Origin of the sequence: Enterobacter cloacae complex sp. 370H10, from assembly GCF_050031535.1 — a bacterium.
Lineage (GTDB): Bacteria > Pseudomonadota > Gammaproteobacteria > Enterobacterales > Enterobacteriaceae > Enterobacter > Enterobacter intestinihominis.
The window spans coordinates 949,201-962,368 of sequence record NZ_JBLGWG010000001.1 but is presented as its reverse complement, the minus strand read 5'-3'; the positions used below and the strand labels follow the sequence as shown (position 1 = coordinate 962,368).

Genomic DNA, 13,168 nt, shown 5'->3' with positions numbered 1-13,168 from the left:
ATAATGAACAGGATACTGGTTGGTATCATTTTTTCTCTTTTTATCACGACTGGATATATTGCTTTTCTTGTTTACGATCGACAGCAGGAGCTCCAAAAACTGACTCATTACACGGAGTCATGGTCTGTCGCCCAACTGGTATCCGAATATTACCGCTTTGAATCATGGCTTGGTCTGTACGCAACCGATTCCGATGACGTTACGATAGACCAGGTCCGGATGCGGCTGGAAATTATGCTAAGCCAGAATGATCTGTTTAAGGAGGGGGATTTAGGACATTACATTAAAAACGTTCAGGCACATCATGACCTCGCGTTAAGCCTTGATAAAATCCTTACGTATCTGGATGCTAACCTCGAAAAAATGAGCCATTCGGATGTAAAAACATACCTTCATACCATGCATTTGCTGGATGCTCCACTCAGTCAGCTTTCATCAAGCGCGTTAACGAAAGACATTAGCACGATTAACAGTAGCAACCATAAAATACAGATCCTGTATTATATTTACTCAGCCCTCTCTTTACTGCTGATCATTCTGAGTATTATCCTGGGTTTTTTAACGATCTATCAAAATAAAAACATCCTTAAAGCGCACAGGCAGGTTGAAAGTCTTGCAGAAGAACTCCAGTTATCCAAGGAGACCCTACAGATTCAGAATTCAAAACTAGAGTATGACGTTTACCATGATTCCCTCACTGGCATGAAAAACCGTCTGTACTTCTGGGATGAGCTCAGCAAACTCAATCTTGAGGCCGAAGAAAATCATGTTCCCGTTACGGTAATGTTATTTGATTTAGACCGATTCAAAGAGGTCAACGATACCTATGGTCATGATGCTGGCGATTTACTGTTACGTCAGGTATCCAGGCGATTGACCGCCATGAGCAATATTTCAGACAGATTTTACCGTTTAGGCGGAGACGAGTTTGCTTTTTTAGCCAGTGGGTTAAACGAAAGCGAAGCCGTTTTGCGCGCTAGAGAAATCAGCGAGAATATCAGTAAACCCTATACGATTAATAACCAGCTCATAAAAATTGCCACCTGCGTGGGTATTGTTTTATCAGATAATGAACGACGTGCTGATTATCTTTATAAGTTCGCCGATCTGGCGCTCTATGAAGCCAAAAAGGCAGGCTCACAGCAGATTAAAGTTTTCCGTCAGCGAATGCTTCAGAAGTTACAGGAGAGCAGAACGCTTGAAAATGATATGGCAAGGGCGATTGAAAACAATGAGTTTATTGTTTATTACCAGCCTATTGTGAATTCCGTCAGCAAGGAAATTTACGGCTATGAAGCGCTTATTCGCTGGATGCATCCTGTAAAGGGAATGCTTTCCCCGGATAGCTTTATTTTCGCCGCTGAAAAAACAGGCATGATCAACGAGATAGGTAAAACCGTACTTAAACTGGCCTGTAGGGAAGCGGTCTCCTGGGCTGTTCCGGCCAGGATCTCCGTAAACGTCTCGCCTGTTCAATTAGGCAGTAAATCATTTATTAATACGGTGCAGACCGTTCTGGCTGAGACCGGGCTCCCGGCTAACCGTCTTGAGTTAGAGGTCACGGAGTCATCCCTCTTTAGTGACAGAAATAACCCCATTGCGATTCTGAAAAAACTCCGCGCACTGGGCGTAAGAATTTCCATTGATGATTTTGGCACGGGTTATTCGTCGCTCTCCAGACTCAGCGAACTGAATTTTGATAAAATCAAGATCGATAAATCTTTTGTCAATCCGATATCTACACAAGAAGATGCGCTTAATATTGTGAAGCTTATTACCGGTATGGCTAAGAGCCTTAATATGGGCGTTATAGCCGAGGGCGTTGAGACCGAAGAGCAGCTTGAGCGGCTTCAGGCTCTGGGTTGCGAGCTTGTGCAAGGATATCTTTTCAGCAAACCACAGCCTCAGGTCGACAGCAAAATTAAGAGCGGCCAGGAATGAATCCCTCTCCTCAGCCCGATGCCAACCGTGATCACGTTTTTCACCCCTGGGTATTCACTTATAAAAATCAGGTGTTATCATTCACCCCGTAAATACCTTTCAACTCAACCCGAGGCTTTGATGCTGGAGAATGTAATCATCTGATAATCAGCTTCCCGACCTTTCCAGGCCGGACTGATTATCAATGCGCCGAAATCGAATGCGGACACCGCTGTGTGTTTGCACGTTTTGCACATGATGATTAAACAGGTTTTCCAGTATGAATTTATCCCGTCAGGAACAACGTACCTTACACGTTCTCGCCAAAGGTGGCCGTATTGTGCACGTCCGCAATACCTCCGGCCGCGTCACCGCCGTTGAATGCTATAGCCGCGAAGGGCTACTGCTGGCTGACTGCACGCTCGCCGTTTTCAAAAAGCTCAAAACCAAAAAGCTGATCAAATCCGTTAACGGTCAGCCCTACCGCATTAACACTACCGGGCTGAACAACGTTGGCGCGCAGCTTGATAACCGTTAAGGAGAGGATGATGGATATCAGCACCCTTATTTCCTCATCCCGGCACATTCACCTGTCGGCGCAGGAAAGTAAAATTCCCTGGGACGAACCGGCCTTCAGCCAGCGCATGCTGGCGAACCATTTGTCGCAGGAGCACGACTGGGCCAGCCGCAGGCAGGAGGTTATTGAGCAGCAGGTCGAATGGATCGCCAGCCAGTTACCACCTGGCGCACATATCCTCGATCTTGGCTGCGGCCCCGGCTTTTATACCCACCGCTTAGCGGAACGTGGATTTCACTGCACCGGCGTGGATTTCTCACCGGCATCCGTGAGCTGGGCCCGTCAGCAGGCGCAGAACACCGGAGTGAATATCGATTATGTTCAGCAGGATGTCCGCGCATACTGGCCGGATAAATCGTTCAATTTCATCATGATGACATTCGGGGAACTGAATGTGTTTAGCACGGCGGATGCGCGCTCACTCGTCAGCCGCTGCGCGCTGTGGCTGGAGCCGGGTGGCAGGCTGCTCACTGAAGTACATACTTTCGACGAAGTTAAGCGTCAGGGAATGGCTGAACCGAGCTGGCAACGCTGTCCCGACGGGCTGTTTCTGGGCGTCCCTCACCTGCTGCTGACGGAACATGGCTGGGATGAAGAAGCACAGACCAGCTCAACGCAGTTCTGGGCCATAGAAGCAAACGGTCAAACCACCCGTTTCGGCAGCCAGATGACGGCCTGGCGCGATGATGAGTACGTCAGCCTGCTCGGTAATGCCGGGTTTGCCCTGCTTCCTCCTCCTGAAAGCCACGACTGGCCAGTCAGCGAGACATTTGAAGGAAAGCTGTTTGCTCTGCTGGCTGAAAAAGCAAATACCTCAGAGAAACGCCCTCTTAATACTCAACGCAATAAAAGGAATTCCACATTGGATATCCCACGTATTTTTACCATCAGTGAAAGCGAACACCGCATCCACAACCCGTTCACCGAAGAAAAGTACGCCACGCTTGGCCGCGTGCTGCGCATGAAGCCGGAGACCCGCATTCTTGACCTCGGCAGCGGCTCGGGCGAGATGCTCTGCACCTGGGCCCGGGATCACGCCATTACCGGTGTCGGTATCGATATGAGCCAGTTGTTCAGCGAGCAGGCCAGACGCCGCGCCGAAGAGCTCGGCGTCAGCAACCGGGTTCAGTTCATACATAACGACGCCGCCGGATACGTTACAGAAGAGAAATGCGATGTGGCAGCCTGTGTCGGTGCGACATGGATAGCCGGTGGGTTTGCCGGGACCGTCGAGCTGCTGGCACAAAGCCTGAAACCGGGCGGGATCATGCTTATCGGCGAACCCTACTGGCGTCAGCTACCTGCGACGGAAGAGATTGCCCAGGCCTGCGGCGTCAGCTCGACGACCGATTTCCTGACGCTGCCAGGGCTTGTCAACGCGTTCGATGAACTCGGCTACGACGTGGTGGAAATGGTACTGGCAGACCAGGAAGGCTGGGACCGGTATGAAGCCGCGAAATGGCTGACCATGCGCCGCTGGCTGGAAGCGAATCCTGACGACGGCTTCGCCGCCGAAGTCAGGGCCGAGCTATCACTCTCGCCGAAACGCCACGTAACTTACGCGCGGGAATACTTTGGCTGGGGCGTGTTCGCGCTAATTGCCAGGTAACAATAAGCCCGGTATTTCTGACTGGAGATACGGGGCTTAGCCTTTATTTTAATCTGAAGCATCACCTACACAATACATATTCCGTATGTTTATTAATCAGGACATCACCATAAGGATCATCATATGTCACAACATGAACAGTTCTGTCAGTATTGCTTTCGACGGTAGCGGTCATCTGAACGTTATTGCCTGACATGTTGTACTGGTGATTTTAGCAACATGCAGGAAGAGGTAACACTATAAGAATACTGCTTATCGCTGGCCCCAAAAAACCTGCACTAATCTTTTCGATTAATGAATATCACTCATAGTCCCTATCCTCCCCCTGTGATTATCAGCGAACACAAACCCGTTAACATACCCCTATCTCTTCATGTCCAACGGATCCCCATGCTTAATCAACAGGCACAAACACAGTCGGGTACAGCTAAAAAAACCGGTCTATCGTTTCTACTCATTCTCAGCGCCCTGATGGCTGTAACCTCTTTATCAACCGACATCTATCTTCCGGCTATGCCGGTCATGGCCAAAGATTTACAGGGTGATGCAGAGCTGACAATCACAGGGTTCCTTATCGGTTTTTGCATTGCACAACTGATTTGGGGACCAATTAGCGATCGTCATGGACGCCGTCTACCGCTATTTATCGGTTTAGGTCTGTTCATCATCGGCTCGGTGGGCTGCGCGTTATCAACAGATATCGTGCAAATAGTCTTCTGGCGTGTTTTTCAGGCGTTAGGTGCCTGTACCGGGCCGATGCTGGCTCGAGCAATGATCCGTGACCTGTTTAGCCGTACTCGTGCAGCACAAATGCTTTCGACACTGATGATCATCATGGCCATCGCGCCGATTGCCGGGCCCCTGATAGGGGGGCAGATGATTAAAGTCACCTCGTGGCATGCCATTTTCTGGCTGCTGGCGATTATCGGAACATTAATGCTGATGTCTTTATTCTGGTTACCCGAAACATTACCTGCTGAAAAACGCTCGCAAGCCTCCGTAACCAGAGCTTTTCACAACTACTATGCCTTGCTCACCAACGCCAGATACATGCGGTTTACTCTGTGCCTGACGTTCTACTACGTTGCTGCCTACGCCTTTATCACCGGTTCCCCGTTTGTGTACATCACGTACTTCGGCGTTGACCCGCAGCATTACGGTTGGCTGTTTGCAGTAAACATTGTTGGACTGATGGCGGTGAGCATGGTCAACAGACGTCTGGTTCACCGCTATCCACTGGAAGCGTTGCTCAGGAATGCCGTATTCATCGCCGCTATTGCGGCAATAGTGCTGGCAGTCACCACCGGCCTGGGTGTGGGTGGAATCACCGTGATTGTCGGCGCTGTGTTCGTGTTCTTCTCTATGAATGGCATCATCGCGGCGACATCCACGGCTTGCGCTCTGGACGCAGTGCCTAATGTGGCTGGCTCCGCATCGGCGCTAATGGGTGCGTTACAATACGGCAGCGGCATCATCTCTTCACTTCTTCTTGCCCTGTTCAGTGACGGCACACCATGGACGATGGGCTGGATAATTGCGTTGTTTACAGCAGCCAGCGCCCTGATGGCACTGACCGTTCAGATAAAAAAATAAAACGTCGTTATTGATGCCAGACGACACTTTCGTCCAGAGATACCCGCCCTTCCCTGTAGCTCAGGGAGGGATGCGTTTTATCTGGGATCCCAAAAGAAATACCGTAAAGCAGCCTGAAACCTTCAGGCATATTCAATAGCCTACGCACCGTTTGGGCAAAATAACTCAGCACTGCCTGTGGAACGCCTGCGTAACCGCGAGCTGCCAGGGAAAGCAGGAATGTCTGGGCATACATACCGGCGTCCGAGGCTACGCGAACATTGTCCCCTACAGCAGGAATGAACAGCAAGGCAACATGGGGCGCGCCGAAAAATCTCACATTACGCTCGACCACTTCTGAGCGACTTAAGTTATCCCCCCGCGCAACGCCCAGTGCCTGATAGTACGAGCGCCCCTGCTCCGAAGCCCGTTGCCTGAATGGCTCGGGATAAGCTTCTTTATCAAAGGTAAAATCAAGGCTGTAGTTCCCAGCTCTTAAAGCTTCCGTCAGTGCATGGCTTAATTCACGAAGTTTATCTCCTGCAACGATATGCATGGACCAGGGTTGAGTATTGCAGTTGGATGGTGCGCATTGCGCTTCGAGCAAAATGTCATTGAGGATATCGCTGGGGACAGGAGATGGAAGAAAGGCTCTTGCCGAGTACCTGTTTTTAACTACCTCACTAAATGTTGGCTCTTGCGTACTCATTTGCTTCTCCGCCTGAAAGTAATTTGAAGTGAATGATTCACTCTCTCCCGAGCCATCCTGTCACATCAGGCTCATCGTTTTCATTCCCGGTTCCAGATTAGGTCTATGAATTCCATTCATAGCGTCTATTTAAGCAGCGTAATTATCTTTAACCGCAACTTCGTTAATCTGGGTCTATCGCGTGAACACGCAAGCGGGAAGTGGCTACAGCTGATGGACACACCCCAGCCTGCGCGTCTGGGGCGTCATCGGAGGCTAACTAAATATTCTTATCGAAGAAGACGTCTAACTTTTGCATTGCCTGGTCAACGTATTTTGGCACCCAATACGTCTCGATATGGGTAGCGCCATCGATCAGGAAGAGTTCTTTGTCCTTCGTGCCTGTGGCTTTCGCGAACGCATCTTCAGTCATATAGAGCGTATCCGCCTTTGTACCGGCAATCATCAGCAGCGGTTTATTGATGAGGTTGATATGGTCCGTTACGTCAAAGCTCATCAAATCCAGAAGACTGCTGGTGGTGTATTTAAACGTGGAGTTCGGATGCGCGTGGGTTTTCCAGTAGTACTCGTAGCCCTGGCGATACAAGGCAAAGGGTAATTTAGCAATCTGTTCATCAGTCAGGTTGGCATCGCCGGAGTAAAGCACTTCTCCTCCGGCGGCTTCCTGAGCACGTGCGTCAGAAGCCTGCTGAAGACGCTGCTGGATAGTATCCAGCTGTGAATCCTGCATGCCGTTGCGGCGCACAAGGCCTGAATTAAACATGCTGATGGTTGCTATCGATTTAAACCGCTTGTCAGTTTCAGCCGCAACAAGTGAATAACCGCCGCCACCGCAAATACCCAGCAGACCAAGGCGGGCGGTATCTACACCAGGATACTGGCTTATGTAGTCAGCCATGCCGTGGATATCCTCAATGCGATTAGCGGGTTTATCCACGCTGCGAGGCATCCCACCGCTGGCACCCTGATAAGCCGCGTCGGCGGTAATGGTGATGTAGCCCTGCTCGGCGAGACGCTGGGCATACAACCCGGCGACCTGCTCTTTTACGCCACCATTAGGATGTGCAACCACCACCGCAGGGTATTTTTTGGCGGGATCGTAGTTAGCAGGGGTATAGACATTCGCAGCAATCTGAATGCCATGCAGATCGTATTTCACCGGATGAATGTTGACCTTGCCTTTGACGTTCTCAGTTATGGCACCGTCATAGACGAGTGTGAATGGATTTTTTTTGTAATCAGCCGCATTGGCTGAGGTCACTCCGGCCATTGCCGTGAGTAGCATTGCACTGATAAGCGTGAATTTCATGATCTCTCCCGATGAGTATTGGCCTGGTTATACAGGCTCGCGGAATCAAATTTGCAGGCTCAGAGTAGGCGGAGAGGGCTGTCAACATCGTGACAGGGAAATAACATTTTTGTCAGGAAACGGGCTGGGATAGATAAGTGTTTCTGACAACGCTGTCAGGTAACCGTCAGCTTTATGTTGGCAATCAGAAGGCAGAATGGTCTCGCTTAAATGCGATTCATGTTCAGTTTTCTGAGAAAAGGAGCGATCAATGAAAAACCAGAATGACCCTACAATGCCAGAGCGACGCAAGCTATTAGCCGCCGGGGCGGGTATTGCCGCCGCCTCGCTGATTCCCCACGTATCGGCGGCGAGCCAATCCTCTCAGGTAGATTCATCCAGACCACCCAGCCAACGCAATACTGCTCAGGGCAAGCGTAAACTCGGGAGGCTGGAAGTTTCTGCCGTCGGTCTGGGCGTGCAGAACATGAGTCGCAAATACGACACCTCCGTTCCCTGGCGTCCTGAGATGATCAATGTTATCCGTCGGGCATTTGATGAAGGGGTAACGTTCTTCGACGCAGCTGAAGCCTACGGCCCGTTTGAAGTCGAAAAAATTCTCGGGGAAGGCGTCGCCCCGTTCAGGGACAAAATCGTTATCGCCACCAAGTTTGGCTGGAACATTGACCAACAGACGGGAAAGCGTCTGCCGGGCCTTAACAGCAGGCCGGAGCATATCAGGCAGGTCGTCGAAAACATGCTCAAACGCCTGCGTACCGATCGTATCGATTTACTGTACCAACACCGGGTTGATCCTCAGATCCCGATCGAAGATGTCGCCGGTGTGGTTAAGGATTTAATGGATCAAGGAAAAGTCCTGCACTGGGGTCTGTCTGAAATGGGCATCAACACGTTGAGACGCGCTCATGCAGCATTACCCGTTACAGCTGTACCAAGTGAATACTCCATGCTCTGGCGTGGCCCTGAAAAGCAGGTATTTCCGGTGTGTGAAGAACTGGGCATTGGGTTCGTGCCATGGAGCCCACTCGGCGTGCAATTTTTAACGGGCTGGATTGATGAGAATACCCGGTTCGCTACCGGTGATTTCCGCGCGACAGAAACACGCTTCTCGCCTGACAACCTGCCACACAACTTACAGCTGGTTGAACTACTGAAATCCTGGGCAATAAGAAAAAATGCCGCGCCGGGGCAGATTGCACTGGCATGGCTCCTGGCCCGTAAACCCTGGATTGTTCCCATTCCTGGCACCACCAATAAAGACCATATGCTGCAAAACACAGCGGCTACCGGCGTATCGCTGACTTCCGCTGAGATGACCGAGCTCACCCGCTCACTGGACGCCATCACTATCCAGGGTCAACGTCTGCCGGATGCCGTGCAGGTTTATTCCGATGTTGAAGCACCGATGAAAAGTTAAGAGGAAGTCCCGTTATGCGCCTGTTGTTAGTCGAAGATGAAGAAAAAACGTCAACCTATCTCTCCCGTGCGCTGGGTGAGTCCGGGTTTACGGTAGATGTCTCTGCAGATGGCGCTGAAGGTCTTCATTACGCGCTGGAGTTCGACTACGACGCGATAATACTGGATGTGATGCTACCGGGGATGGACGGCTACCGGGTACTCGAGGGGGTGCGAGCAGCAAAACAGACGCCTGTGCTGATGCTTTCGGCTCGCGGCTCGGTCGACGAGCGCGTTAAAGGGCTTCGTCTTGGCGCGGATGATTATCTGCCCAAGCCCTTCTCGCTGATTGAGCTGGTGGCGCGTATACAGGCACTGGTACGTCGTCGTTCTACGGATGGTGCGGACATCACCCAACTGCAAATTCACGATCTGCATCTCGACCTGCTGGCTCGCCGCGTATTTCGTGCCGGAACACGGCTGGAGCTGACCGCGAAAGAGTTTTCCCTGTTGAGCCTTCTGGCCCGGCATCAGGGAGAGATTCTTTCAAAAATGATGATAGCTGAGCAGATATGGGACATGAATTTCGACAGCGATGCCAACGTGGTTGAAGTGGCCATTAAACGACTTCGGGCCAAAGTGGATGCGCCGTTCGATATCAAGCTGTTACATACCGTTCGTGGCATGGGGTATGTCCTCGAAGTCCGGTCCGAATAAATGAAGGGGATAAACATGCTTAAGCGTTCCATCTCCGTTCACCTGGCGCTGATGTTTGCCTTATCCGCGCTACTGATTGTTTCCGTTATCGGCATCCTGCTCAGAAGCTCCTTGCATGACTCTTTGCAAAAGCAGATGCACAACGAGCTGCTGTTCCGCGAATCATTAATGAGTCCGTGGATCACCGCCCGAACCTCTGCTGACGGCTGGTCACTGCTTGCCAATAAATTTACCGTATTAACCAATTCTGAAGGTGAGCGCGTTCGCTACTGGATAGTAAGCGATAACCCACGCTTTAGCATGGGGGGAACACCACCGGTGGGTGTTCAGTGGTCTTCTTTACAGGAAGGCTTTAATAAAGTACCAGGTGCATCAGAAGGTGCATGCTCGCTGTTTCTGTTAGTGAAAACGATCCCCGCCAACGGTGAAAGGCCTGAGCTGCGCTATGTGGTTGCCATCGACTCCACGCCGTATATGGGCACACTCGATGCGTTCACGCGGACATTGCTGATCATTACCGCACTGGGCGTCGTGATTGTCGCCTTACTGGGATACGTCGTGTCAAGGATCGGTCTTCGTCCCGTTGGGGCGCTCAGTAAACAGGCTCGGCAACTCGCTCCCGGGGACCATGGACAGCGCCTGAATACCGAAGCATTACCTGACGAATTACAGCAGTTAGCATCATCTTTTAATGGCGTGCTGGAACGGCAGGAGGTCGCCTGGCGGCAGCTCGAAAGCTTTAATGCCGATGTTGCGCATGAACTCCGGACTCCGCTGACTAACCTGATCGGCCAGACGCAGCTGGGGCTTTCGCGCCGCCGTTCACATGATGAACTGGAAGAGTTACTGGGTTCCAATCTGGAAGAACTTGAACGCATGACGTCTATTGTTAACGACATGCTGTTCCTTTCCCATGCCCATGCGGGTGAACATGCATCCCAGCTTACCCAAGTCTCCCTGCGCGAAGAAACCCTAAAAACAGCGGAGTATGTGGAACCCTCTTTTGCTGAAAAACAGCTCTCTCTCGATGTTCAGGGCGACGTCACCGCGGACATCGACCGACGACTGTTCCACCGTTCACTGGCCAATTTACTGGAAAACAGCGCAAGACACTCCCCCTCCAACAGTACGGTTACGGTGCGGTTAAGCGAAACCGGTCATCAAGCCTGTGTTGAAGTGTCAAACCCGGGCGATCCAATAGCACCAGAGCACTTACACCGGCTTTTCGAGCGGTTCTATCGCGTTGACACCTCCCGGGCCAGGAGTAATACCCATCATGGACTGGGCCTGTCGATCGTACGCGCCGTCGCCATTATGCACCGGGGAGATGTCTTTGCGCGTAGTGAAGGTGGCATCAATACATTTGGCCTCACCTTTGCGATACAAGCGGATAAAGCGGCGGGCAATGCACAATCCGGCGCTGAGCCGGGACCCGGGTTAACTGACAGAATTGTCAGGGGGGCGTCAGCCTGACGTCATTACCCTCCCGATAAAATCATCGCAGGCAATCCCCTCTTCATTGATAAGGACGCTTTGCATGATCGGACATTTACGTTACCTCGGGCTGTTACTGCCCTTCTACACATTTTCATCCTGGGCAGCGGAACAAAATCCCGCTGTCCATATCGCCCCCGCAGGAAGTCAGAACGCGGTGTTCGGGCCAGCCGAGAACTTTACCGGTCTTGTCAGGGTTGATCCTCTCTTCAAACCGGATAACGACATCCCTGTTTCCGGGGCTTATGTCACGTTTGAACCCGGCGCTCGTTCCGCCTGGCATACGCATCCGGCAGGTCAGCGGCTGATTGTGACCTCGGGTGTTGGGCTCACCCAGCAAGAAGGCCAGCCGGTGCAGGTTATCCGCGCCGGTGACGTTGTCTCTTGCCCGGCGGGCGTCAAACACTGGCACGGGGCGGCCCCCGGCAGCGCGATGACGCATCTGGCGATAACCGGGATTGTGGATGGCAAAAGCGTTAACTGGATGGAGAAAGTGACAGATGAACAATACCACGCCCATTAAAGCATTAGCGGCATCGGTACTGCTGACCTTTGGTTTTGGTCTCGCGGCACATGCTGCGCCCGTCAATAAAGGAGCCTCAGAAATGAACCACGAAAAAAAGGTTTCAGATACGCTGTCAGCCAGCCAACAGGCCATCCCGTTGATTGCGGCATCAATGGCCAGCAGTCAGATGGATAAGCTGAATGCAGCCCTGAATCAGGGTCTTGACGCAGGGCTCACGAGAAACGAAACCAAAGAGATTCTCGTCCAGCTTTATGCCTATACGGGCTTCCCCCGTAGCCTGAATGCGCTTAGTGAACTGATGAAGGTCGTCGAAGCACGTAAACAACGTGGTATCAAAGACGTTGAGGGTAAAGAACCGGTTGCCCCGATCCCTGTCGGGGATGAGCTTCGCCGTGTCGGTACCGCAAACCAGACAAAAATCTCAGGCGCTCCCGTCCAGGGCCCACTGTTTGATTTTGCCCCGGTGATTAACCAGTTTCTGCAAACGCACCTTTTCGGCGACATTTTCGCCCGTGATAACCTTGACTGGCAAAGCCGCGAGCTGGCAACGGTTGGCGCATTAGCGGCCACGCCGGGCGTCGAATCACAACTGCTGTCGCATACGCGAGCAAGCATGCGGGTCGGCCTGACGGTGTCGCAGCTGCGCCAGCTGGCACAGGTTCTGCGTGAACATGGCGAAAGTGATGCAGCAACGCGAGCTGAAAAGGCGCTGCAGCAGGCGCTCGCAAACAATTAGGAGTGGATTATGGAGCATGATCCCAACCGCAGAATGTTAATCACCGCACTTGCCGGGCTGACGCTGGCGAACGTTTCTTTTGCCTCAGCTGCGACCGGAACCGCAAACGTGCAGGGTAAAAGCCGTGTTCTGGTGGCGTACTTTTCCCGCAGCGGAAATACACGAGTCATTGCGGGCGTCATTCACCGCAGCCTGAATACCGATCTGTTTGAAATCGAACCAGCTACGCCTTATCCGGAAGACTATTTTCAGACCGTTGAACAGGCGAAAAATGAGCGTGAGCGAGGCGTAAAACCGGCATTAAAAAATAGCGTTGCAGATACCTCACGCTACGAGACCGTGTATTTAGGCTTTCCGATCTGGGGGACCAGCGTGCCGCCTGTAGTGCAAGCATTTCTCAGCAGCCACAACCTTGCGGGCAAATTACTCATCCCCTTTATTACTCACGGTGGCTACGGTAAAGGAGACAGCGACGACATCCTTGCCAGTCTCGCCCCAACTGCGCGTCGGGAAAAACCGCTGGTCATTGAATGCGATCAGGAGCGAAGAACCACTGAAACGGTAACAAGTTGGTTAGAGACAATACGCAGCTGATTCATTGATA

At 51.8% G+C, this 13,168-nt stretch carries 12 protein-coding genes; 10 read left to right on the top strand and 2 right to left on the bottom strand.

Going from position 1 to position 13,168, the window contains the following annotated elements; genetic code table 11:
• The first annotated feature begins 3 nt into the window (after window positions 1-3).
• The 4 genes from ACQG2Q_RS04535 to ACQG2Q_RS04520 all read left to right on the top strand — a co-directional run bounded on the left by ACQG2Q_RS04535 (window position 4) and on the right by ACQG2Q_RS04520 (window position 5,699).
• Window positions 4-1,941 carry a putative bifunctional diguanylate cyclase/phosphodiesterase gene (locus ACQG2Q_RS04535; protein ID WP_063850154.1) on the top strand — a complete coding sequence of 646 codons (1,938 nt, stop codon included), beginning with the start codon at window positions 4-6 and terminating at the stop codon, window positions 1,939-1,941.
• Window positions 1,942-2,200: 259 nt separating this feature from the next.
• On the top strand, window positions 2,201-2,458 hold the full coding sequence (locus ACQG2Q_RS04530) for a YjhX family toxin (protein ID WP_426759069.1): 258 nt from the start codon (window positions 2,201-2,203) through the stop codon (window positions 2,456-2,458).
• Window positions 2,459-2,465: 7 nt separating this feature from the next.
• Entirely contained in the window at window positions 2,466-4,106 is a 1,641-nt protein-coding gene (locus ACQG2Q_RS04525) for a class I SAM-dependent methyltransferase (protein ID WP_096216790.1), read from the top strand.
• Window positions 4,107-4,496: 390 nt separating this feature from the next.
• On the top strand, window positions 4,497-5,699 hold the full coding sequence (locus tag ACQG2Q_RS04520; RefSeq protein WP_063850148.1) for a multidrug effflux MFS transporter: 1,203 nt from the start codon (window positions 4,497-4,499) through the stop codon (window positions 5,697-5,699).
• 7 nt (window positions 5,700-5,706) lie between these two features.
• Here ACQG2Q_RS04520 and ACQG2Q_RS04515 read toward each other — a convergent pair whose 3' ends face one another.
• Both ACQG2Q_RS04515 and ACQG2Q_RS04510 read right to left on the bottom strand, forming a co-directional pair.
• Complete coding sequence (locus tag ACQG2Q_RS04515) at window positions 5,707-6,387, bottom strand: nitroreductase (RefSeq protein ID WP_063850146.1); 681 nt, start codon at window positions 6,385-6,387, stop codon at window positions 5,707-5,709.
• A 259-nt stretch (window positions 6,388-6,646) separates the two neighbouring features.
• Entirely contained in the window at window positions 6,647-7,696 is a 1,050-nt protein-coding gene (locus ACQG2Q_RS04510) for an alpha/beta hydrolase (protein WP_063850145.1), read from the bottom strand.
• 250 nt (window positions 7,697-7,946) lie between these two features.
• On the opposite strand from ACQG2Q_RS04510, the gene ACQG2Q_RS04505 reads away from it, so the two are divergent.
• From ACQG2Q_RS04505 to ACQG2Q_RS04480, 6 genes are all read left to right on the top strand, one after another.
• Window positions 7,947-9,113 carry an aldo/keto reductase gene (locus ACQG2Q_RS04505; protein ID WP_176486850.1) on the top strand — a complete coding sequence of 389 codons (1,167 nt, stop codon included), beginning with the start codon at window positions 7,947-7,949 and terminating at the stop codon, window positions 9,111-9,113.
• Between the two features lie 14 nt (window positions 9,114-9,127).
• Window positions 9,128-9,808: a heavy metal response regulator transcription factor gene (locus ACQG2Q_RS04500; RefSeq protein WP_063216386.1), complete on the top strand. Its 681-nt coding sequence runs from the start codon at window positions 9,128-9,130 to the stop codon at window positions 9,806-9,808.
• Window positions 9,809-9,823: 15 nt separating this feature from the next.
• On the top strand, window positions 9,824-11,281 hold the full coding sequence (locus tag ACQG2Q_RS04495) for a heavy metal sensor histidine kinase (protein WP_063850144.1): 1,458 nt from the start codon (window positions 9,824-9,826) through the stop codon (window positions 11,279-11,281).
• 64 nt (window positions 11,282-11,345) lie between these two features.
• On the top strand, window positions 11,346-11,825 hold the full coding sequence (locus ACQG2Q_RS04490; RefSeq protein WP_063850142.1) for a (R)-mandelonitrile lyase: 480 nt from the start codon (window positions 11,346-11,348) through the stop codon (window positions 11,823-11,825).
• Complete coding sequence (locus ACQG2Q_RS04485; protein WP_063850140.1) at window positions 11,803-12,564, top strand: carboxymuconolactone decarboxylase family protein; 762 nt, start codon at window positions 11,803-11,805, stop codon at window positions 12,562-12,564. The genes ACQG2Q_RS04490 and ACQG2Q_RS04485 overlap by 23 nt, the downstream gene beginning before the upstream one ends.
• 9 nt (window positions 12,565-12,573) lie before the next feature.
• The gene (locus ACQG2Q_RS04480) at window positions 12,574-13,158 is read left to right on the top strand and encodes a flavodoxin (RefSeq protein WP_063146708.1); all 585 of its coding nucleotides are present in this window, start codon (window positions 12,574-12,576) and stop codon (window positions 13,156-13,158) included.
• Window positions 13,159-13,168: the final 10 nt, after the last annotated feature.